At 74.6% G+C, this 21,011-nt stretch carries 19 protein-coding genes; 12 read left to right on the top strand and 7 right to left on the bottom strand.

What is annotated here, in order from left to right:
- Nucleotides 1-66 precede the first annotated feature (66 nt).
- The 5 genes from ACFWIC_RS34055 to ACFWIC_RS34035 form a co-directional block, all read right to left on the bottom strand.
- Nucleotides 67-1,038 (bottom strand): TolB family protein, encoded by a 972-nt coding sequence (locus ACFWIC_RS34055; RefSeq protein ID WP_380520780.1) that lies wholly within the window; start codon nucleotides 1,036-1,038, stop codon nucleotides 67-69.
- The gene (locus ACFWIC_RS34050; RefSeq protein WP_380520782.1) at nucleotides 1,035-2,294 is read right to left on the bottom strand and encodes an MFS transporter; all 1,260 of its coding nucleotides are present in this window, start codon (nucleotides 2,292-2,294) and stop codon (nucleotides 1,035-1,037) included. The genes ACFWIC_RS34055 and ACFWIC_RS34050 overlap by 4 nt, the downstream gene beginning before the upstream one ends.
- A gap of 2 nt (nucleotides 2,295-2,296) precedes the next feature.
- Nucleotides 2,297-3,571 (bottom strand): discoidin domain-containing protein, encoded by a 1,275-nt coding sequence (locus tag ACFWIC_RS34045; RefSeq protein ID WP_380362680.1) that lies wholly within the window; start codon nucleotides 3,569-3,571, stop codon nucleotides 2,297-2,299.
- A 414-nt stretch (nucleotides 3,572-3,985) separates the two neighbouring features.
- Nucleotides 3,986-4,195, bottom strand: coding sequence for a cold-shock protein (locus ACFWIC_RS34040; RefSeq protein ID WP_329951161.1), 210 nt, complete (start codon nucleotides 4,193-4,195; stop codon nucleotides 3,986-3,988).
- A 178-nt stretch (nucleotides 4,196-4,373) separates the two neighbouring features.
- Complete coding sequence (locus ACFWIC_RS34035; RefSeq protein WP_380520779.1) at nucleotides 4,374-5,684, bottom strand: cytochrome P450; 1,311 nt, start codon at nucleotides 5,682-5,684, stop codon at nucleotides 4,374-4,376.
- A gap of 180 nt (nucleotides 5,685-5,864) precedes the next feature.
- Between ACFWIC_RS34035 and ACFWIC_RS34030 the strand changes: the two genes are divergently transcribed.
- The 4 genes from ACFWIC_RS34030 to ACFWIC_RS34015 all read left to right on the top strand — a co-directional run bounded on the left by ACFWIC_RS34030 (nucleotide 5,865) and on the right by ACFWIC_RS34015 (nucleotide 8,187).
- Nucleotides 5,865-6,458 (top strand): DUF4291 domain-containing protein, encoded by a 594-nt coding sequence (locus ACFWIC_RS34030; protein ID WP_355404144.1) that lies wholly within the window; start codon nucleotides 5,865-5,867, stop codon nucleotides 6,456-6,458.
- 73 nt (nucleotides 6,459-6,531) lie between these two features.
- A complete protein-coding gene (locus ACFWIC_RS34025) occupies nucleotides 6,532-6,915 on the top strand; it encodes a hypothetical protein (protein WP_380520778.1) in 384 nt (127 codons plus the stop codon).
- 30 nt (nucleotides 6,916-6,945) lie between these two features.
- Nucleotides 6,946-7,602, top strand: coding sequence for a rhomboid-like protein (locus tag ACFWIC_RS34020; protein ID WP_380362687.1), 657 nt, complete (start codon nucleotides 6,946-6,948; stop codon nucleotides 7,600-7,602).
- 177 nt (nucleotides 7,603-7,779) lie between these two features.
- Nucleotides 7,780-8,187, top strand: a complete 408-nt coding sequence (locus ACFWIC_RS34015; protein ID WP_329881742.1) for an SgcJ/EcaC family oxidoreductase — start codon at nucleotides 7,780-7,782, stop codon at nucleotides 8,185-8,187.
- A 79-nt stretch (nucleotides 8,188-8,266) separates the two neighbouring features.
- Here ACFWIC_RS34015 and ACFWIC_RS34010 read toward each other — a convergent pair whose 3' ends face one another.
- Nucleotides 8,267-8,791, bottom strand: coding sequence for a hypothetical protein (locus ACFWIC_RS34010; protein WP_380362689.1), 525 nt, complete (start codon nucleotides 8,789-8,791; stop codon nucleotides 8,267-8,269).
- Between the two features lie 181 nt (nucleotides 8,792-8,972).
- On the opposite strand from ACFWIC_RS34010, the gene ACFWIC_RS34005 reads away from it, so the two are divergent.
- The 4 genes from ACFWIC_RS34005 (at nucleotide 8,973) to ACFWIC_RS33990 (ending at nucleotide 15,203) form a co-directional block, all read left to right on the top strand.
- A complete protein-coding gene (locus ACFWIC_RS34005) occupies nucleotides 8,973-9,965 on the top strand; it encodes a DJ-1/PfpI family protein (RefSeq protein ID WP_329881741.1) in 993 nt (330 codons plus the stop codon).
- Between the two features lie 195 nt (nucleotides 9,966-10,160).
- Complete coding sequence (locus tag ACFWIC_RS34000; protein WP_355409110.1) at nucleotides 10,161-10,796, top strand: isochorismatase family protein; 636 nt, start codon at nucleotides 10,161-10,163, stop codon at nucleotides 10,794-10,796.
- A 211-nt stretch (nucleotides 10,797-11,007) separates the two neighbouring features.
- Entirely contained in the window at nucleotides 11,008-11,727 is a 720-nt protein-coding gene (locus tag ACFWIC_RS33995; RefSeq protein WP_355409111.1) for a hypothetical protein, read from the top strand.
- Between the two features lie 119 nt (nucleotides 11,728-11,846).
- Entirely contained in the window at nucleotides 11,847-15,203 is a 3,357-nt protein-coding gene (locus ACFWIC_RS33990; RefSeq protein WP_380520777.1) for a BTAD domain-containing putative transcriptional regulator, read from the top strand.
- Here the strand turns inward: ACFWIC_RS33990 and ACFWIC_RS33985 are convergent.
- A complete protein-coding gene (locus ACFWIC_RS33985) occupies nucleotides 15,191-16,579 on the bottom strand; it encodes a serine hydrolase domain-containing protein (RefSeq protein ID WP_380520776.1) in 1,389 nt (462 codons plus the stop codon). The genes ACFWIC_RS33990 and ACFWIC_RS33985 overlap by 13 nt on opposite strands.
- Nucleotides 16,580-16,862: 283 nt before the next feature.
- Between ACFWIC_RS33985 and ACFWIC_RS33980 the strand changes: the two genes are divergently transcribed.
- The 4 genes from ACFWIC_RS33980 (at nucleotide 16,863) to ACFWIC_RS33965 (ending at nucleotide 20,894) form a co-directional block, all read left to right on the top strand.
- Complete coding sequence (locus tag ACFWIC_RS33980; protein WP_380364731.1) at nucleotides 16,863-17,474, top strand: TIGR03086 family metal-binding protein; 612 nt, start codon at nucleotides 16,863-16,865, stop codon at nucleotides 17,472-17,474.
- Nucleotides 17,475-18,105: 631 nt separating this feature from the next.
- The gene (locus ACFWIC_RS33975; RefSeq protein ID WP_380520775.1) at nucleotides 18,106-18,498 is read left to right on the top strand and encodes a transglycosylase family protein; all 393 of its coding nucleotides are present in this window, start codon (nucleotides 18,106-18,108) and stop codon (nucleotides 18,496-18,498) included.
- A 200-nt stretch (nucleotides 18,499-18,698) separates the two neighbouring features.
- A complete protein-coding gene (locus tag ACFWIC_RS33970; protein ID WP_355405293.1) occupies nucleotides 18,699-19,115 on the top strand; it encodes an SHOCT domain-containing protein in 417 nt (138 codons plus the stop codon).
- A 150-nt stretch (nucleotides 19,116-19,265) separates the two neighbouring features.
- On the top strand, nucleotides 19,266-20,894 hold the full coding sequence (locus ACFWIC_RS33965; RefSeq protein ID WP_329947667.1) for a ricin-type beta-trefoil lectin domain protein: 1,629 nt from the start codon (nucleotides 19,266-19,268) through the stop codon (nucleotides 20,892-20,894).
- The last annotated feature ends 117 nt before the right edge of the window (nucleotides 20,895-21,011 follow it).

The raw sequence follows: 21,011 nt of genomic DNA, 5'->3' as shown, positions 1-21,011 counted from the left end.
CCACCGATCAGGGTGGCCACCGCCCGTCCGCGTACCGCCGCTCCGCCGTACCGCCGGTCCGGCGGGTCAGCCCGGCGCCGCCGGCACGGCCACCGGCGACGAGCCGCCGGGCACCAGCAGGTGCGGCGCCCCGCCGCCGTCCGCCGGGACGGCCCAGACGTCGGTGCCCTTCCCGTCCCGGCCCGGCAGCGCGTAGCCGAGCGTCTCCCCGTCGAGCCAGGCCGCCTGATCGTCCACGCTGCGCGACTCGGCCAGCGGGTGCTCGCGCATCCCGTCGAGTTCCAGGACGTGGAGCCGCCAGGGCGCGGCCGGGTCGGCCGAGACCTTCTTCTTGAAGGCGATCCGGGTGCCGTCCGGCGACAGCGACGGGCACTCGACGTTCTCCCGCAGCGTCCGGGCCGTCCACGCCCGGAGGTCGCCCTCGACCAGGTGGGTCCGGCCGCCGGTCGAGACGGTGGCGTAGAAGCGGTTGTCGTCGGCGGCGAAGGTGACGCCCCAGTAGTTGACGTCGGCGGCGTGGTAACGGGTGCCGCCGACGGTCAGCGGGACGGACTCGATCGACTTGACCAGGTAGCCGGTGCGCAGGTCCAGGATCGACGTCCGGGTGGAGAAGGTGCCCGCCGCGTACGAGTCCCCCACGGCGAAGGTGGTCCAGGAGAGCAGCTGTCCGGAGGCCGACACCCGGGCCCGGTTCGGGATGCCGGGCACCGTCACCGTCTGGAGCTCGGTGAACCGCCGGTCGTACACCACCGCCTGGGTCCGCGCCGGGACACCGGGCAGCGCCCGCAGGCACAGTGCCCGGTCCCCCGCGGCGTAGAACCGGGCGCAGGACGGCCCGTCCGGCGCCCCCTGGCTGCGGGCGACCCGGCCGGTGGCGGTGTCCCGGTAGTAGAGTCCGGGTTCGTTCAGGCTGAACGAGCTCTCGGCCGCGACGAGTTGGGGCCCGCCGCCACGCTGCCTGGCATGCAGGACGTACCCGAGCGAGCCGCCCAGCAGCACCAGGACGGCGAGGACCAGCACCGTCGAACGCGCTTTCACGCGACCTCCCTTCCCGGCAGGATCCGCCAGGCGGCGGCGAGTGCGGCGGCCAGCGCGAGTGCGCTCACCGCCAGGGCCGGACGCGGACCCCACCACGTCCAGGCCGCGCCGAACCCGGCCGCGCCGACCAGCCGGGCCAGCGCCTGGCCGGTCTGCAGGACGGCGAGCCCGCCGGCCCGTCCCTCCGGCGGCAGCACCGGCCCGGCGAGCGCCATCAGGACGCCGTCCGTGGCCGCGTAGAAGACGCCCAGGAGCACCAGGGTGAGCACCGCGGCCGGCCACCCCGGCGCCAGCATCAGGGTGAGGTAGGCCGCGAGCAGGGCGCCGTGCCCGCAGAGGAACGGGACGCGCCGCCCGGCCCGGTCGGCGATCCGGCCCGCCGGTACGGCCAGCAGCAGGTAGCACGCCGCCGCGCCGAGCGGCAGCAGCGGGAAGAGCACGGGCGGCAGGTCCAGACCCCGCTGGAGCAGCAGGTAGACGAAGGAGTCGCCGATGGTCGCGGCCCCCAGCAGTGCGGCGGCCGTGACCACCCGCCGGAACACCGGATCGCGCAGTGCCCCGCCCCTCCTCCGGGCGGGCTTCGTCCGGGCGGGCTTCGGGACGACCGCAGGCACCGCAGGCACCGCCGCCCCGGCCGGGACGAACAGCACCAGCACCAGCACGCCGAGCAGTCCGACGGCGAAGCTGACCACGAACACCGCGTCGTACGCGTCCGCCGTCGCCCACAGCACCACGAACGCGACGAGCGGTCCGAGCATCGCCCCGGTGGTGTCCATCGCCCGGTGCACGCCGAACGCCCGGCCGAGGGCCTCCGGCGGTGCGCTGAGCGAGATCAGCGCGTCCCGCGGGGCCGTCCGGACGCCCTTGCCGAGCCGGTCGGCGGTCAGCGCGGCGGCGATCCCGCCCGCCGCACCACCGGCCAGCAGCAGCCCGAGCCGGGAGAGTGCGGAGAGCAGGTAGCCGACCCCGGCGACGGTCCGGTGCCGGCCGCCGCCCCGGTCCGCGAGCCTGCCGCCGAGCAACCGGACCAGCGCCGTGGCCCCGTTGAACAACCCGTCGAGGAAACCGAACTGGAGTGGTGAGAGGCCGAGCCCCAGCACCAGGTAGAGCGGCAGCACGGCGGTGACCATCTCCGAGGAGACGTCCGTGACCAGGCTGACCGCTCCGAGCGCGATGACCGTGCCGGGGACGCGCCGCCCCACCCCCGCGGGGCGGGGCGGCGCGTCCGGACGGCGGCCGGTGGTGGCCAGGTACATCATCAGTGGCAGCTGTACTTCGGGCTGCTGTCCTTGACCTGGCCGTCGGTTCCGACGTAGCTCCAGCCGTACCCGGAGTCGGTGAAGTCCAGCTTCAGCACGCCGTAGTCACCGCTGATCCGCTTCTGGCTGTTCGGCTGGACCTGCTCGATCGGGTACGGTTCGGCACCGCCCATCCCGCCGACGATCTCGACGATCCCGTCCGCGGTGGCCTTCCCGTCCGGGTCCTGCGGGGCGAACCGCTCGTAGTGGTGGTCGTGCCCGTTCAGCACCAGGTCGGCCCTGGCGCCGTAGAGGATCTTCCACACCGGCCGGGAGACCGGGTCGTTGCCGTGCCCGCCCGAGGAGTACAGCGGGTGGTGGAAGTAGGCGGCGACGCACTTCTTCGCGTTGGCCGCCAGGTCCGCCTTCAGCCAGTCGATCTGGGCGCTCTGGTCGAAGGCGTTGGAGTCCAGCGCGACGAAGTGCCAGTTGCCCTCGTCGAAGCTGTACCAGCTCTTCCCCTGCGGGTAGGCGATGCTGCCGAAGTAGGACTTGTACCCGGCGAGCGAACCGGCCGGGTCGTAGGTCTCGTGGTTGCCCGGCACCGGGCGGGTCTTCGCCTTGAAGGCCCCCCAGGTCTTGTCGTAGTAGTTCCGGAAGTCCGACAGCCGGGCGTCGTCGTACTGGTTGTCACCCATCGTCAGGTAGAACTTCGGGTTGATCTGCTGGGCGAGCGCGGCCGTCTTCGGGTGCGCGCAGCCGCTGTCCGAGGCGGTGCACTGCGCGGCGATGTCACCCGCCGCGACCACGGTGAACGCCCCGCCCGGCGGCGGCCCGCCGTCCAGCACCCCGTAGACCTCCATCTCGAACAGCGAGTACCCGTAGGACGTCCCGCGCGCCGTTCCGTGGATCCGGACGTAGCGGCCCTTGGCCGCCAGCCCCGTCCACTCGTCCGTCCCGCCGTTGCCGGCCTTCTCCTCGGCCACCGTCGTCCAGGTCACCCCGTCCGACGACACCTCCAGCCGGTACGCCTTCGCGTACGCGGCCTCCCAACTCAGCTTCACGCGGCCGACGCCGGCGTTCCCGCCGAGGTCCACCTGCAGCCACTGCGGGTCCTTCCCCTCCACGCTCGCCCACCGCGTGGTGGCACTCCCGTCGAACGCCTTCCCCGCCGCGTACGACGACCCCTCCGTGGACGAGGCCGTCGCGGGCTTCCCCTGCGAGATCAGCGGATCGGCCGCCGCTCCCGCCCGCCCGGACCAGCCGAGCAACAGGCCGCCGAGCAACGTGAGCACGGCGGCGAACACTCCGACACGAACAGGCCTTGCCGAGACACCCAGACGCATCCCTGGACTCCCTGACCTTGAGAAACGGTGAGAGCTGGACACCGGCGCGCACCACACACGACGCCACCGGCCAAGCGGCAACCGCACCACCGCGGCGGCCGGGACAGAGCTCTCACTGAGCGCGTCACGCCCCGTCCGGCAGGGGCGCCGCGCCAAGCCGCCAGCCGACAGCGTAGTAGAAAGTAAAGTTTCCTACCAATAGTCGAGGAGCACCGAACTTCCGTACGATTCAGCAGCGTTGGCACCCCGCCGGCTCGCCCGGCCCCTCCTGCCCCTCCGGTCCCACGGGTCCGTCGGTGACCGCCACCCCCACCCGGCCGGCCACCCCGCCGGTCGGCGGGTGACGGCGGGCCGGTCGGCGGGCTATTCCGGCCGGACCTCGCCCGCCTGGAGCCCCTTCTCGCCCTCGACCGCCACGAACGTCACCTGCTGGCCCTCGAACAGGGACTTGAAGCCCTCCGCCTGGATCGCCCGGAAGTGAACGAACAGGTCCGGTCCGGACTCCGGAGTGATGAAGCCGTAGCCCTTCTCGTCGTTGAACCACTTCACCGTGCCGTTCTGCCGCTCTGCCACAGCCACTCCACTCCACTCAGAAGATCCACCGAACCCGACACGGCGATGATGGCAGAGCCCGGGTTCACCGCGAGGCTGCGACGCAGGGCCGGCAACCCCTTCGGCGGGCGGCTGCCCGGACCGGTGGCGCGCCGACGGCCGGCCACCCCGGGGGCCGGCCGGCGTCCGGACGCCGCCGTCAGTCGCGCAGGTGCCACCGGACCGGCAGCTGCTTGAGACCGTTCTGGAAGTTCGACACCAGACGGGCCGGCGCCGCACCGGGGACCAGCGCCAGGCCGGGCAGTTCGGTGAGGACCTGACGGAGCAGCGCCGTCATCTGCAGGCGCGCCAGCTGCGCGCCGACGCAGAAGTGCGGGCCGTGACCGAAGCTGACGTGGTCGTTCGGGGTGCGGGTGACGTCGAAGCGGTCCGGGTCCGGGAAGACCGCCTCGTCGCGGTTGGCGGACGCGTGGTAGACCACCACCTTGTCGCCGCGGCGGATCCGCCGGCCGCCCATCCCGACGTCCCGGGTGGCGGTGCGCCGGAAGTCCACCACGGGCGGCCAGTAGCGCAGCATCTCCTCGACCGCCGAGGCGGTCAACTCCGGTCGGCTCACCAGCAGTCGGTACTGCTCGGGGTGGCTGAGCAGCGCGTGCACACCGCCCGGCAGCCCGTTGCGCACCGTCTCGTTGCCGGCCACCGCGAACAGGAAGAACATGGTCTCGAACTCCGCGACGCCGAGCCCGCCCTCCCGCATCCGGGCCAACAGGCTTCCCGGACGCGGCCGTTCGGCGAGGGCGTGGGCGTAGGCGAACATGTCGGCGAGGGCGGCACGCGAACGCGGGTCGACCGGGCGCCCGTCCGGGGCGGTCCGGCCGACGGGGCGGTGGGCGAGCGCCGCCCGGCCGAGGTCGGTGAGCGTCTCCGGGTCGACCGTACGGGAGTCGGCGTAGTCGGCGTCCTGGTAGCCGATCACCCGGTTCGCCCAGTCCTGCAACAGCTGCCGGTCCTGCTCCGGGACACCCATGACCCGGGCCAGCGTCCGCACCGGCAGGTCGGCCGCGAGCCGGACGAAGTCCGTCCCGCCCCGGGCGCGCACCTGCCGGACGGCGTCCGCGGCGTGCCGCTCGATGTCGGCGGCCAGCTCGCGGAGGGTACGCGGGGTGAACGCTCCCGCGACGATGCGGCGCAGCCGGGAGTGGTCGGGCGGGTCCTGGTTGAGCATCATCGTCCGGGCGAAGTCGAGGTCCGCCGCCGTACCCGGATCCCGGATCTGCGTCGCGCCCAGGTGCGAGGAGAACACGTCCGGGCTGCGGAGCACGTGCTTCACGTCCGCGTGCCGCAGCACCGCCCAGTACCCGGGGCCCGACGGCCACGCCCCCACCGCCGGCTCCTCGACCCACCACACGGACCCCTGCGCGCGCAGCTCCCGGAAGAGCTCGTACGGCACGCCGTCGGCGTAGGTCCCGGGGAGGAAGATCCGGTTCACGTGTGCCTGGTCGGGGGTCACACCGACCGACCGTACGGCAGCCCCGGCCCGCCCGCCAGGACGCCGTGCGCGCCCGGTCCGGCGGGCCCCCGGTCCGCCGGGCGGAGGCGTCCGGGGCTCCCGCCGGCCCCCGGTGGCGGCGGGCCGCGCGCCCGGTAATTCGCTGGCACCCGGCACGGCGGCGCCGCCAGGGTGGGTGCCATGGCAGAACCCCCGTACCGGATCCGCGCCGCCCACACGGCGTCCACCGTCACCGTCTACCAGGCGTACCCGCCGGAGATCGGCCTCCCGGCGGCCCGCGACGGCCGCTTCCCCGCCCAGTGGAAACGGGACCGCATGACGTGGGTCAAGCCCTCCTTCCTCTGGATGATGTACCGCTCGGGGTGGGGGACGAAGGAGGGCCAGGAGACCGTCCTCGCCGTCGAGATCGGCCGCGAGGGGTTCGAGTGGGCGCTGGAGCACGCCTGCCCGACGCACTACGAACGCGGGCTGCACCCGGACCGCGCCACCTGGAAGAGCCTGCTGCGGCGTGCGCCCGCCCGGGTCCAGTGGGATCCCGAACGTGATCTGGACCTGCAACCGCTGCCGTACCGTTCGCTCCAGCTCGGCCTCGCCGGGATCGCCGCCCACCGGTACGCGGAGGAGTGGACGGTCGCCGTCACCGACGTGACGGCGCTCGCCCACCGGATCCGGCAGTGCGTACGCGACGGCGATCCGGAGGGCGCTCGCCGGCTCCTGCCGGTGGAACGCCCCTACCCCGTCCCCGCCGGGGCCCTGGCCCACCTGCACCGGTGACCCCGGCAACCGGGAGGGCCGCGCCCGACCCGCCGTCATGACGGCGCGTGGAACGGCGGCATACGATCGGCGAATGTCGCAACGCAACGCATCCTCGCCCCCGGTCACGGCACCGGTCACGGCACCGGCGGCCCGCTCGGCGCGCCGGCCCAGGGGCTCCGTGCTGTCCGTCGGCTCGGTGGGCTCGGTCCTCTCGATCGGCTCGGTCGGGTCCGTGCTGTCGATCGGCTCGGTCGGCAGCGTGCTGTCCGTCGGTTCGGCCGGCTCGGCACTGTCCGCGCTCTCGGCCGGGTCATGGCTGAGCCTCGGCTCGCTGCTGTCGGCCGGCTCCCGCTGGTCGGTGCTGTCCTGGCGCTCCCGGCGCGGGCTGATGGCCTCCGGCGCGGTGGCGGTCTGCGCGGTCACCGCCGGGGCGGCCGTGGCCGTCGGCGGCCGGCCGCGGCGGCGTGCCCGCTAGCCGGGCGGCCGGGCGGGGAGTGAGGCCGTCGTGATCCGCCGGATCGTTCGCAATCCCGGGGCCTGGTACGTGGCCGCCCTGTCCGTCATGTGCCCCGTCCTGGTGCTGCTGCCGCCCGATCGGGTGCTGGCGCTGCGGGAATGGGCGTCGACCAATCTGGCGAACCTGCACCCCTGGCCGTCCGGCCATCCGGTCGAGTCGCTGGTGGTGTCGGCGTTCGTGCCGCAGGACAGCCCCTGGGTGTGGCCGGTGTTCGCGCTGTCCGTGTGCACGGTCGTCTCGGCGCTCGGCGCCCGCCGCGCGGTGGTGTCGCTGGCGCTCGCGCAGGTCGGTGCGACCCTGCTGACGGAGGCGCTGGTCTGGTGGCGCATCGACCACGGCGCGCTGCCCGCCTCCGAGGCCCACACGCTGGACACCGGCCCGTCCTACGTCGTGGTCGCGGCGATGACGGTGGCTGTCCTCCGGGCCCGTCCGGTGTGGTGGCGGGCGGTGTGGCTGGTGATGCTGCTCGTGGCCGCCCCCGCCCTGCTCGACGGGCTCGGCGAGGGAGCGGTGGCGGCCGTCGGCCACGTGCTCGCCTTCGCCGCCGGACTCGTGATAGCGGCCGTGCACCGGTTCCGCCACTCGCCTCCGGCCCGCCCCGCACCGGAGGCCGTCCCCTCGCCCCCGGCCCCGGCCCGCACCTGACCGCGCGCCCCGGTCCGACCGTTCCGGGGCCGTACCGCACGCCCCCGCGGTGCGGCCCGACGCGGTACGGCGCGGGCCGGGGCGGTACGGCGCGGGGCGGTCGGACCGGCAGCGGGAACCGGCAGGCGGCTCCCGCTGCCGTTGCGGGCCGACCGCGCGGGGCGCAGCATCCTGACCATGACGACCGAGGAAGACCGGATCAGGGCGCTGGTGCAGGACTGGGCCTCGGCGGTCCACCGGGGCGATCTCCCGGGCGTCCTCGCGGACCACGCCCGGGACATCGTGATGTTCGACGTGCCGCCGCCGTACGAGGGTGTCCGGGGCATCGACGCGTACCGCGACACCTGGCCGCCGTTCTTCGAGTGGCAGGCCCAGGGAGCCGCGTTCGAGATCGAGGCGCTCGACGTCACGGCCGGCGCGGACGTCGCCTTCGCCCACGCCCTGCTGCGCTGCGGCACACCGGCGGACCTCGCCGAACGGCCCGCGCAGCGCCTGCGGCTCACCCTGGGCCTGCGCAAGGAGGACGGCCGCTGGGTCGTCGCGCACGAACACCACTCCTTCCCGGACGCCACCGGAGCGGAGTAGCGCCGGCCCTGCGTCGGCCCGGCGCAGCCGGACCGGGGCCGGGGCGGCCGGGGAGCGGTGAGCGGCGCACCGACCTCGCTCAGCCGGTGATCAGCGGTTCGTAGGAGGTGCCCTCCGACGTGAGGATCAGGACGAAGTCGCCGCCCGCCCCGGTGGCCACCTCGCGGAGACGGGCCAGGACCTCGGTCTCGCCCGGAAGGTCGAGGCCGAGCGCCGCAGCCGCGTCGTCCCGGCGCGCCGCCAGGTCCGGCAGGTCCGCCAGGTACTCGGCGGCCGACTCCGCGCTCTCCTCCGCGGTGAACGAGGGGCAGTCGCGCCACCAGGGAGCGACCAGGAGGAGCTTCAGCAGCTCGGGCAGGCCGATCGCGACCAGCGCCGCACCGCCTTCGGAATCCGCGTAGAGCACCGGACGTTCCTCCCCGCCGGTCCCGCAGAAGAAGTACGTGCCGCCGGCGCCGTCGCCCGCGAAACCCTCCAGGGCCGCGCCCGACGCGAGGTGGACGTCCTCGACGTGGTCCCTCCGGTCGAGCTCGAAGTCGCCCGGCCAGGCCAGGAAGCGGGCGGCCTCGTCGTGCTCACGGACGGCGTCGATCAGCGATGGCATGAACGGCACCCTAGCGGCCGGGCACGACAGCCACCCCCGGCCGGACGCCCCTGGCCGGACGTCGGCGGCCGGACGCCCCTGGTCTGCGGGGAGGGGCGGAGGGGCGGCGGCGCGGACCGTGTCCGAATGTGACAGGGAACCGTCATTGCCGCCACCGGCCGCACCGGGCGAGGATGAACGCATGCCCACTCCGCACCGTGTCGTCATCGCGGTCTTCCCCGACGTCGACCTCCTCGACGTCACCGGCCCGGCCGAGGTCTTCGCGCTGGCCAACCGGGAGACCGCGGGCCGCGCCGGCTACCGGGTCCGCCTCGCCGGGCCGACCGTCGGTGCGGTGCGCACGTCGGCGGGAGTGCGGCTGCTGACCGACGTGGCCTTCGAGGACGTCGGCGGGCAGGTGGACACCCTGCTGGTGCCGGGCGCGGTCGACATGACCGACGACGGCCCGCGCGCCCGGATCGACGACGCCGTCGTGTCCTGGGTCAGGGAGACCGCCCCGCACGCCCGGCGGGTGGCGTCGGTCTGCGTGGGCGCGCACCTGCTGGCGGCGGCCGGCCTGCTGGACGGGAGGACCGCCACCACCCACTGGTCGACCGCCGACCAGCTCGCCGCCGACCACCCGGACGTCACGGTCGACCCGGACCCGATCTTCGTCCGCACCGACCGCGGCCGGCTGTGGACCGGGGCCGGGATCAGCGCCTGCCTGGACCTCTCGCTGGCCCTGGTGGCCGAGGACCTGGGCGAGCAGGCCGCCCTGGCGGTGGCCCGGCAGCTGGTGGTGTACCTGAAGCGGCAGGGCGGGCAGAGCCAGTTCTCCGTCCCGCTCAGCCGCCCTCCCGCCGGCCGGCGGGACATCGACGAGCTGTGCCTCTGGATCGCCGACCATCTCGACGAGGAGCTGTCCGCGCCGGCGCTGGCCGCCCGGATGTGCCTCAGCGAGCGGCACTTCGCCCGCGTCTTCAAACAGGAGACGGGCACCACTCCCGGCGCGTACGTCGAAGCGGCCCGCGTCGAGGCGGCCCGGCGCGCGCTGGAGGCCACCGACGATCCGCTCGACCTGGTCGCGTCCGCGTCCGGGCTCGGCTCCGCCGAGACGCTGCACCGGGCGTTCCGGCGGCAGCTCGCCACCACCCCGGCGGCCTACCGCCGCAGCTTCCGCACCCGGACGGTCTGACCACCGGCCCGTCCGACCACCACGCCGGCCACCGCCCCGTCCGCCCCCGCGCCGGCCTGACGCGCGGCGGGCCGGCCCGCCATGTCCCCCTCCGGGAAGGCCCGTCTCCGGGCCTGCCCCCACCCGGCCTGCCCCTTCCCCGGGCGCACCCGCGCCCGGCCCCTCGTATCCACTCGTCCGACGAAAGGCCCCACGATGACCACCGGCACCCCCGCCACGACCCCCTCCACGACCCTGCGCGACGTGATCGGCCTGGACAACCGGCCGCCGCGGCTGGGCGAATCGGCCCTGATCATGATCGATTTCCAGAACACCTACCGCACCGGCGTCATGGCGCTGGAGGGCGCCGAGGAGGCCCTCGCAGCCGCCGCCCGCCTGCTGGAGCGCGCCCGCGCCGCCGGCACACCGGTCGTCCACATCGTCAACGACGGCGGCGAGGGCACCCCCTACGACATCCGCGCCGACATCGGTTCCCTCAGCGACGAGGTCGCCCCGGTCGACGGCGAGCCGGTCGTGGTCAAGCAGTTCCCCGACGCGTTCCACGCCACCACGCTGGAGGAGACCCTCACCGACCTGGGCTTCGCCCCGGGCGGCGGGAAGGACCTCGTCCTGGCCGGGTTCATGACCCACATGTGCGTCACCTTCACCGCCCAGGGCGCCTTCCACCGCGGCTACCGGCCCACCGTCGTCGCCGCGGCCACCGCCACCCGCGCGCTGACCGGTCCGGACGGCACCGTGCTGCCGGCCGCGGCGCTCCGGTCCGCCGCCCTGACCACCGTCACCGACCTGTTCGGACTCAGCGTCCCCACCGCCGAGGACCTCCCCGCCTGACCCCGCCCGGACCCGGACGCGGCCGTGCGGGCGGGCGGGCCTCCCGCACGGCCGCGTTCATGTCACATTTCCGGCCACAATGGGCACTCCACTCCATGAGCACACCACAGGCACAGGATCTCCGCGTAGGGTGAGGCCGTTCCACCGCCCGGTTTCCCGACCAACGAGCCGTATCGAGCGTGCTCTTCGACAGGACTGGAGTGAATTGACCATGCACGAGCGTCAATTGTGGAAGCGTCTGGCGACCTCGACCCTCCGCGGGATCGCCCGCCGGGGACTCGGCGCCACCCTGGGCGTCCTCGCGCTCATGGCCGCCTTCGTCCTCGCCGGCACCACCACCGGGGTGTCGAGCGCGGCGGCCCAGACGTCGGCGGCCTCCGGCAGGTGGGCCTGCTCCGGCGAGGCCATCACCCCCGGATGGGTCGTCACCGCGTGGGAGCGCGGCGGCTGCAGCGGCCGCGGCTCCTGGTACCAGGAGCCCGCCAAGGACGGGATCTGGACCTGTTCGGGCTCGCCGGTCGTCACCGGGTACGTCACCACCGACCACACGCAGAGCGGCTGCAACGGCATCGGGAACTGGCGCCACAACCTCGTCCGCGAGGGGATCTGGACCTGCGGCGGCTCGCCGGTCGTCACCGGGTACGTGATCACCGACCACATCCGCAACGGCTGCGCCGGCGTGGGCTCCTGGCGCCACAACCTCGCCAAGGACGGGATCTGGACGTGCGGCGGCTCGCCGGTCGTCGCCGGGTACGTCAGCACCGACTACATCCAGAACGGCTGCTCCGGCGCCGGATCGTGGCGCCACAACATCGCGCGCGTCGGCCTGTGGACCTGCCCGGGCTCGCCCATCCCGCCCGGCTTCCGCTCCACCTCCTACCAGGCGTCCGGCTGCGGCGGCCTCGGCGCGTGGGTCCTCGCGCGCGCCTGACCCGATCGAAGGCCCGGAGGCACCGCACCCACGGCGGTGCCTCCGTCCCGTTCGCACGGATCCGGCCGCCCACCGGACCGGCTTGACCGTCGAACAGGCGCTGCTGCGATAGTGGGCGCGTGCGTGTCGATCTCCTCGGACCTCTGGTGCTGGACCTCGGCGCCGGCCCGACACCGGTCGGCGGTCCCCGGCTACGGGCACTCCTGGCACGGCTCGCGCTGGACGCCGGGCGCGGCGTCCGGCCGGAGACCCTCGTCGAGTCCCTGTGGGCCGGGGAGCCGCCCGCGGACCGGGCGAACGCGCTGCAGTCGCTGGTGTCCCGGTTGCGTCGCGTCCTGGGTGATCCCGCGCTGCTCACCGCGGGGCCGGCCGGCTACCGGCTCACCGTCGAACCGGACGCGGTGGACGCCGTCCGGTTCGAGCGGCTGGCGCGTTCCGGGCGGCAGTCACTCGCCCAGGACCGGCCCGCCGAGGCCGTCGCGACGCTGCGGGAGGCCCTGGGGCTGTGGAGCGGCCCGGCCCTCGCGGACGTCCGCGAGGCACCGTTCGGCGACACCGAGGCCGCACGGCTGGAACGGGTGCGGCTGGCCGCCACGGAGGACCGGATCGAGGCCGAACTCGCGCTCGGCCCCGGCCCCGACCTGGTCGCCGAGCTGGAGTCGCTGACGGCGGGCCACCCGCTCCACGAACGGCTGCACGCCCAGCTGATCCGCGCGCTCGCCGCCGCAGGCCGACCCGCCGAAGCCCTGGCCGCCTACCAGCGGCTGCGCGACCGGCTCGCCGACACCTTCGGCAGCGACCCCGGGCCCCGGCTCCAGGCGGCCCACCTCGCCGTGCTGCGCGGCGAGGTCCCCCCGCAGCGACAGCGCCCGGACGCGCACCGGCCGTTCCGCCGATCGCGGGTCCACGGGAACCTGGACGCTCCGCTGACCAGCTTCATCGGCCGTCAGGAGGACGTCCGCCGGGTCGTCGACCTGCTCGACCGGACCAGGCTGGTCACCCTGGTCGGTCCCGGGGGCTCCGGCAAGACCCGGCTCGCCGGCGCCGCCGGACACCGGCTCACGCCGTCCTGCGGCGTGTGGTTCGTCGCCCTGGCGCCGGTCGGCCCGGACGGGGTGGCGCGCGCCGCACTCGACACCCTCCGGGCGCGCGACGTCGACCCGCCCGAACGCCCTCCGGCCCCGGACCGGCCGTCCGGGGCGTCCCCGGACACCGGTCCGGGCTCGCCCGGGGAGATCCTGGACCGCCTGGCCGAGACCGTGGCGGACGACGACCTGGTCCTCGTCCTCGACAACTGCGAGCACGTGATCGAGACCGCGGCCGCGCTGGCCGGCTCCCTGCTCGGCCGCTGCCCCCGGCTGCGGATCCTGGCCACCAGCCGCGAACCGCTGCGGATCGACGGCGAGACCCTCCACCCGGTGCTCCCCCTGGACCTGCCCGAACCGGGTGCGCCGGCCCCGCAGGCCCGGGCCTGTGCGGCGATCCGGTTGTTCCAGGACCGGGCCGGCGCGGTCCGCCCCGGCTTCACCGTGGACGACGACCTGCCCGCGGTGATCGAGATCTGCCGCCGCCTGGACGGCCTGCCGCTGGCGATCGAGCTGGCGGCGGCCCGGCTGCGGACCCTGCCGATCGAGGTCGTCACGGCCCGCCTGGACGACCGGTTCCGGCTGCTCACCGGGGGCAGCCGCACCGCGCTGCCCCGCCACCGGACCCTGCGCGCCGTGGTGGCCTGGAGCTGGGACCTGCTGGCCGACGACGAGCGGGCGCTCCTGGAGCGGCTCGCGGTGGTCCCCGGCAGCTTCGCCGAGGACGCGGCGCGGGCGGTCTTCGGGTCCGACCCCCATCGGGCGGACGACGTCGAGGAGTTGCTGTCGGGTCTCGCCGACAAGTCGCTGCTCCACCCGGTCTGGTCCGCCGACACCGGCGAGCTGCGCCACCGGATGCCGGAGACCGTCCGGGAGTACGGTCTGGAACAGCTCGCCGGGCGCGGGGAGACCGGCGCCGTCCGCGCACGCCTCACCGGATTCCTCCTCGACCTGGTCGAACGGGCCGAGCCCCGGCTGCGCACCCGCGACCAACTGCGCCTGCTGGCACGGCTGTCGGCCGAGCGGGACAACCTGTTCACCGCCGTGCGCCGGACGGTCGAGGCCGGGGACGCCGCCACGGCCGTCCGGTTCGGCGCCGCACTGTGCTGGTACTGGACCATGCGGGGCAACCCGCCCGAGTCGCTGGACCTGCTCGGCCAGGTGCTCGCGATGCCCGGGCCGGCCGATCCGGTGGCCAGGGCACTGGTGGTCGTGACGCACACGCTGGGCACCGAGGCCGTCGGCCCGCCCCACGAGGCCGAGGCCGCCTTCCACCGGATGGTGCGCGCGGTGGAGGGCATCGACCCCGGTGTCCATCCCCTGCTGGAGATGGCCCGGTCGGCCGTCGCCGCCGCCCGGCCGGCACCGCCCCCGGGCCCGGCGGGCGGCCCGGACGCCGCGGACGCAGGGTGCTCCTCCCGTCCGCCGGCGGAGGGGGGAGGGGCTGGAGGGGACCCCTGGAGCCGGGCGTTCGGGCTGATGGTCCGGGGCCTGCTGGCCATGCGCACCGGCGACCTCGCCGGCGCGACGGAGCTGCTTGCCCGCGCACGGACCGGTTTCGAGGAGCTCGGGGAACGGTGGGGCGCGGCGACCACGCTGAGCACCCTGGGGTCGATCCGGCAGCGGTCCGGCGACCCGTCCGGCGCACTGGCCCTGAACGAGGAGGCGGCCCGGTACTTCCAGGAGCTCGACATCCGGGAGTACTCGATCGAGAACGACGTGCAGACCGGGCTGGCGATCGCCCAGGCCGGGGACGTGGAGGGCGGGCGGCGACTCCTGGAGGGCCTGCTCGACGAGGTGACACGGGCCGGGGCGGCCGAGCCGCGGGCGCACGTCCGGCTGGGCCTGGCCCGGCTGGAGTGGCTGGCCGGACGGCCGGGGCCGGCCCGCGAACACGCGCGGATCGCGCTGGCCGAGTCCCCCGACGGCCGGGCGGTCCCGTCGCACCTCACCGCCCTGCTGCTGGCGGTCCTCGCCCAGGCGGACACGGCGGAGGGCCGCCCGGAGGACGCCGCCCGACGGCTCGACCACCCGGCGGTGCACCTGATGCTGGCCCGGGACACCCCGGCCGCGGCCGGGATCGTGGCCGCGGTCGCCGGGATCGAGCTCGGCCGCGACCGGCCGGCGAGCGCGGCCCGGCTGCTCGGGGCCGCCGCCGTGCTGCGGGGCCCGGACGACCTGGGCGACGCCGTCGTCCGCGGGGTCGAGCGGCGGGCCGCCGCCGCGTTGGGCGACGGGTTCGCGGCGGCGCGCGCCGCGGGCGCGGCGATGCCGCGGACCGAGGCCAGGGGCCTCGCGTCGGCGGTCGTCGCCGCGCCCGGAGCCCGCCCGGGGCTGACCGGTCGGGCCGGTCGGCCCGGGCAGTCCGGTCGGCCGGATCAGCCCGTCTGAGTCACGCCCGTGACGGACGGCACCGCACCCGCCGGGGTCTCGGCCGCGGCCCCGGCCTGGGCCTGGGCCGGAACCGGCTTGCCGAACATCGTGCAGATCACCGCCGTCCGGAGCGCCCGGTCGGCCTCCAGCAGCCGCTGATCGGCACCGAACTCGAACAGGAACTCCGTCGGGACGAGCACGGTGGAGGTGCGCCCACCGGTCCCGTCGGTGAGGTTGCCGCTGCTGTACCCGGTGATCCCCCCGCCGTGGCCCCAGACCGTGCCGCACGGGGTGGCCCCCGTCTCGATGCCCAGCCCGTACCCGGCTCCCTCCGGATCCTCCGGATCCATCGGCACGGTGGTGCGCAGCTCGTCGAGCTGGGCCGCCGGCAGGAGCCTGCCGGACATCAGCGCCGTGTAGAAGCGGGACCAGTCCTGCGCCGTGGAGACCACCGCCCCGGCGGCTCCGCCCCAGCTCGGGTTGTTGCCGGAGGTGTCGACGTGGCCGTCCCGGCCCGGCCCGGCGACCACCCGGAACTCGGCGGGCACGCCGGCCGGCATGTGGGCGGCGTCCGGTTCGTACCCGCGGGCGTACCGGCCGCGCCAGCGGGAGTCCGTGGCGAGGTAGGTGTGCCACAGGCCCAGCGGCCGGGCGATCCGGTCACGGATCAGGTCGGCCGGGCTCGCGCCGGTGACCGCTTCGAGGACGGCGCCGACCGCGGCGTAGTTCGTGTTGCTGTAGGACCACTTCGCGCCGGGGGCGAACAGCGGCTCGTGCCGTACGCCCAGGGCGAGCAGTTCCGTGGAGGTCCACCGCCGCCGGTCCTGGCCGAGGATCGAGCCCAGGACGGCGCCGTCCTCGGTGTAGTCGAAGAGGCCGCTGGTGTGGTTCAGCAGCATCCGCAGCGTGATCGCCGCGCCGTTCGGGACCCGGCCCGGCAGCCACTTCTCCACCGGGTCGGTCAGGGCGAGCCTGCTCTCGGCGACCAGTTGCAGCACGATCGTGGCGATCATGGTCTTGGTGTTGGAGCCCATCCGGAACTCGTCGCCGGCCCTGAGCCGCTGGTCCCGCGCGGCCCACGGGGCCTGCTCGACGATCTCGACGGGCCGGCCGCGGCCGTCGTCCACCCGGACGATCACCCCCGGCGCTCCCGCCGCCACGAGCTGCCGCGCCAGTTCCGTCAACCGGGCCCGCTGCGACTCGGCGCCCTCCTCGACCACCACCGGTGCCGGTGCGGGAGCCGCGACCGCGGGCGCCGCCAACCCCATGGCCAGACCCGACACCGTCACCACCGCCGGCACCGTCCGCCGCCAGCGCGACCACGCCGTTCTCCCCGCCGGGGCCGGACGCCCCGGCGGGGACGCCTGCCGGGACACCGAGTGCTGCTGGGACATGGAACCGTCCTCCTCGTTCTGGCTCTGCTGGAACGGCCCCAGCCTCCGCCCGGCCGCTGGCAAGCCGCGCACAACACGCTGGCAGGCGGCCGGCCGCGGGCGCACCGGTTCCCGGCACCCGGTGCCGGGCCCCGTTCCCGGGTCGCGGCGGTGACCCCGGGCGGGTTCCGGTGACCCCGGGTGGTTGTCGGGGCGGCCCGCGGCGGCGTCCCCGCAGCCCTGGCATGTCGCAGCCGGTAGCGGTTCACTGGTAGTGAGCAGGGCAGGAGACGGAGGCCCGGCGATGGACTGTCCTCACCCGATCGGGTTCCACGCGGAGGTCCGCACGCAGTACGCCGCCGCCGGAGCGGACGTGGCCAGGCTGGTGCGAGCCGTTCCGGACGACCGGTGGAGAGCGCCGACCCCCTGCCGCGACTGGGACGTGCGCACGCTGGTGAACCACCTCGCCGCTCAGCACCTCTGGGTCTGCCAGGCGGTGGCGGGCTACACCCCGGAGCAGATCGGCCGCCGTTTCGAGGGGGACGTGCTGGGCCGCAACCCCCTCGGCGTCTGGACGATGGCCGTCGACAGCGCCGTGCGCGCACTCGCCGAACCCGGCGCACCCGACCTCCTCGTGCACCTGCCGTACGGGATGCGGGACGCCGGCGGTTACGTCCGTGAGCTCACCGCCGAGACCGTCGTGCACGGCTGGGACCTGGCCCGCGCGCTGGGCGAGACCGGACGGATGCCCCGGGACGCCGCCCGGTACGCGCTCGCCGAGTTCCGGAGCTACCGCGACCCGGCGGGCACCGGCCGGTTCGACCCGCCCCGCACCGCCCCTCCTGGTGCCGACTCCCAGGAGCTGCTGCTGGCCCTCACCGGCCGCGACCCGGGCTGGTCCGCCGACCGGATCTGAGCGGACGGCGGTCGCGCGGGTCGCGGCCCTCTGCGGCCCCCAACAGGTACGACGGCCCGTTCACCCCCTCCCCACCGATCCGGCGGTTCCCGTTCAGGGGCCGCCGGTCGTTCGTGCTGCCCCGCCCCGCGTGCGTGCGACGGGCTTCGGACGGCCCGGTGACCTCGCCGAAGCGCCGGAACGCCCCTCTTTCCTGCCGTTCCGGTTCCTCCGCGGCCACGCAGGGTGAGGGCTGTGGTGCGGGCCACCCGGAGGCGGGTGACCCGCCACCCTTTCCACCACCCCCGGCAGAGACACCGTCACCCACCGTCGACCATGTGCGCGGCCTCACAGCCCCACCCCTGTGGCCCGGACCACTTCCCACCCCCCAACGATCTTGAAAATAGGGACATTCACCTTCAAAACACCCCATTTCCTTGATCCTTACGACCGGTAACCACCCCCTGACATGCCTAAACCTCAGAATCCTTGAAACCCCCACCACCACCCCCGTAACTTCGAACCCGTTGCACCGAGCACACCGCTCACCAGGGCCCCACCGCCCCGCAACCACACGCACCACACCCCCACAGAACCACCCGCCCCCAGGGCCTGGTTCCGCACGCCCACACCCCCCTCCGAAAGGACCCACATGACCCACCGCAACCAGACCACCACCGCCACCACCACCGCCACCAAGCGCCGCAACCGCATCCGCACCACCCTCATGGCCGGCGCCCTCACCGCCCTCCCCATCGCCGGACTCATCACCGCCACCACCGCCTCCGCCGCCCCCGCCGGCGTCTGGGACAAGGTCGCCGCCTGCGAAGCCACCGGCAACTGGGCCATCAACTCCGGCAACGGCTTCTACGGCGGCCTCCAGTTCACCCCCAGCACCTGGGCCGCCTTCGGCGGCACCAGCTACGCCCCCCAGGCCCACCAGGCCACCAAGGCCCAGCAGATCGCCATCGGCGAAAAGGTCCTCGCCGCCCAGGGCCCCGGCGCCTGGCCCGTCTGCTCCGTCAAGGCCGGCCTCACCAAGTAACACCCCACCCACCGGGCAACCCACCCACCGGGCCCACGACAACGCCGCTGCACCGACCACACCACCGGTCAGGTCCAGCGGCGTCGTGCATCCCCCCACACCCCCACGGATGCGCAAAACCCACACCACGCGCAGCATGAGGATGAACCCACTCATCCTTCGGGCCGGCCCAGGCCGTTCCGGGACGGGAGATCAGCGCCATGAACTTCGCGGCGAACCTGGCGGCCGACTACCCGCTGCTCAACATCTTCTGGACCATGCTCTGGTTCTTCCTGTGGATCCTCTGGTTCATGCTGCTGTTCCGGATCATCGCCGACCTCTTCCGCGACGACTCGCTGAGCGGCTGGGCCAAGGCCGGCTGGGCCGTTTTCGTCGTGCTGCTGCCCTTCCTCGGTGTCTTCGTCTACCTCATCGCCCGCGGGCGGGGCATGGGCGAGCGCGAGCTGAGCCGGGCGCAGCAGAGCGAGGAGCGGTTCCGGACGTACGTCCGCGACACCGCGGCCGGCTCGGACCAGCCGTCCACCGCGGATCAGCTGGCCAAGATCAGCGAACTCCGCGCGGCGGGCCACATCACGGACGAGGAGTTCGCGCAGGCGAAGGCCAAGATCCTGGCCTGACCGCCGCCCCGGTCCACCGCTCCGGCCCACGGTCCCGGCCGACCGGGCCCGGATCCCCCCGAGGGTGCGAAACCCGGGCGGACCGGCGGACCGTTCGCACTACAGTCTGATCCCGTCGGGACACACCCGTCTCTCACAGGGGGAACAGACTTGAGGCTTCATCACCATGCCGGAACGGCCGGACGCACGGGCGGACTCCCGTCCGTCCGGCCGTTCCGGCGGCGCGCGCGGGCCGTCCTCGTGACGCTCGCCCTGGTCGGCGGACTGCAGGGCGGCCTGGTCACGGCGGCGCAGGCGGACCCGGCGGCGTCGCTGTGCTCGTCGGTCAACGGGCCGTTCGGTTCGGCGGTCGTCGGCGGGGGCCGTTACCGGATCATGCCGGACGAGTGGAACTCCGCGGCCGAGGTCTGCATGACGAGCGACGGCGGCCCGAACTTCACGGTCACCCGCAGCGACCTCAGCAGCGCCACCAACACCAAGCCCGGGGCCCCGGGAGCGTACACCCGCATCGAGTACGTGCCGCGTCCCGGTGAACTCCCCACGCCCGTGGCCACGATGGGGGACGCCCTGACCGGCTGGCGGACCACCACCGGCGTCCCGGGGCAGTACAACGCGGCCTACGACCTCTGGTACGCGGACGCGGCCGAGGCGTGCGGTCCGACGACCTCGCACGAGCTGATGATCTGGCTCGACCGGCAGGGCGGACCCGTCCCGCTGGGCACCGCCACCCAGCAGGTCGCCCTCGGCGGCCGGACGTACCAGGTCCACCAGTACCAGAACGCCGCCAACGGCAAGCAGGTCATCAGCTACCTGGCGACCAGCCCGGTCGGCTCGGTCTACGCCCTGAACCTGCGCGCGATCACCAACGACGCCGTGGTCCGGGGCTACGTGCCCGCCGACGGGAAGCTCTGCTCCGTCCAGGCGGGCTTCGAGATCTGGAACGGCGGCGCCGGACTCGCCACGAACTCCTTCTCCTACCAACCCGCCGTCGGCCTCCCGACGGGCAACGTGACGTCCGGGCTCCCCGGCAAGTGCCTCGACGCCGGGAACAACTCGGCGGGCCCCGAGACCTTCAGCATGCCCGCCGACATCTGGGACTGCGCCACGACGCCGAACCAGACCTGGACGGTCGGCAACGACGGCACCGTCAGGGCCCTCGGCAAGTGCCTCGACGTCACCGGCGGCGGAACCGTCAACGGGACCCCGGTCCAGCTCTACCCCTGCAACGGCACCGGCGCCCAGGTGTGGAGGCAGAACGCCAAGGGCCTGCAGAACCCGCAGTCCGGTCTCTGCCTGGCCGACCCCGCCGCCTCGACCACCAACGGCACCCAGCTGATCCTCTGGACCTGCGGTGCGAGCGGACAGGACTGGCGCCACCCCTACAGCGGGCAGCCGCTGTGGACCGCCTTCACCAACAAGGCGACCTCCTACTGCCTGAGCGGCGGGGTCGAGAACGCCGGCTCGGTCAGTCTCCACACGTGCGGCGCCGGCACCACCCCGCCGCAGAACTGGCAGCTGGTCAAGGACGGCACCCTGCGCGTCTCCACCGGGGCGTGCCTGGACGCGGGCAGCGCCGGCACCGCCGGCAGCCCGGTCCAGCTGGCGCCGTGTTCGGGATCGGCCACGCAGCAGTGGCTGCTGTCGCCCACCGGCTACCTGCTGAACCCCGTGTCCGGCAAGTGCCTGGACGACCCGCAGTCGACCGCCGTGCAGGGCGTCCCGCTGAACCTGTGGACCTGCAACGGCACCGCGGCCCAGGTCTGGTACTCGGCGGCCTGACCGGGCCGGGCCCGACAGGGCCCGACAGGGCCCGACAGGGCTTCCGGTCGGGCTTCCGTTCCGCCTCTGGCTGAGCGTCCGGTGGCTCAGCGGGCCCCTCCCTCTCGACCACGCCCG

The sequence above is a fragment of the Kitasatospora sp. NPDC127035 genome (genome assembly GCF_042726075.1).
In the GTDB taxonomy this organism is placed as follows: Bacteria; Actinomycetota; Actinomycetes; order Streptomycetales; family Streptomycetaceae; genus Kitasatospora.
The sequence above is the reverse complement of the archived record's forward strand: the minus strand, read 5'-3'. Positions and strand labels throughout refer to the sequence as shown.

Bases quoted from the DNA above. Each gene is read 5' to 3' on its own strand.
- ACFWIC_RS33995 (WP_355409111.1), top strand. From the start codon at position 11,008: ATGCACGAGCGTCAATTGTGGAAGCGTCTGGCGACCTCGACCCTCCGC.
- ACFWIC_RS33985 (WP_380520776.1), bottom strand. From the start codon at position 16,579: ATGTCCCAGCAGCACTCGGTGTCCCGGCAGGCGTCCCCGCCGGGGCGT.
- ACFWIC_RS34015 (WP_329881742.1), top strand. From the start codon at position 7,780: ATGACGACCGAGGAAGACCGGATCAGGGCGCTGGTGCAGGACTGGGCC.
- ACFWIC_RS34000 (WP_355409110.1), top strand. From the start codon at position 10,161: ATGACCACCGGCACCCCCGCCACGACCCCCTCCACGACCCTGCGCGAC.
- ACFWIC_RS34050 (WP_380520782.1), bottom strand. From the start codon at position 2,294: ATGTACCTGGCCACCACCGGCCGCCGTCCGGACGCGCCGCCCCGCCCC.
- ACFWIC_RS34025 (WP_380520778.1), top strand. From the start codon at position 6,532: ATGTCGCAACGCAACGCATCCTCGCCCCCGGTCACGGCACCGGTCACG.
- ACFWIC_RS34005 (WP_329881741.1), top strand. From the start codon at position 8,973: ATGCCCACTCCGCACCGTGTCGTCATCGCGGTCTTCCCCGACGTCGAC.
- ACFWIC_RS33970 (WP_355405293.1), top strand. From the start codon at position 18,699: ATGAACTTCGCGGCGAACCTGGCGGCCGACTACCCGCTGCTCAACATC.
- ACFWIC_RS34030 (WP_355404144.1), top strand. From the start codon at position 5,865: ATGGCAGAACCCCCGTACCGGATCCGCGCCGCCCACACGGCGTCCACC.
- ACFWIC_RS33980 (WP_380364731.1), top strand. From the start codon at position 16,863: ATGGACTGTCCTCACCCGATCGGGTTCCACGCGGAGGTCCGCACGCAG.
- ACFWIC_RS33975 (WP_380520775.1), top strand. From the start codon at position 18,106: ATGACCCACCGCAACCAGACCACCACCGCCACCACCACCGCCACCAAG.
- ACFWIC_RS34010 (WP_380362689.1), bottom strand. From the start codon at position 8,791: ATGCCATCGCTGATCGACGCCGTCCGTGAGCACGACGAGGCCGCCCGC.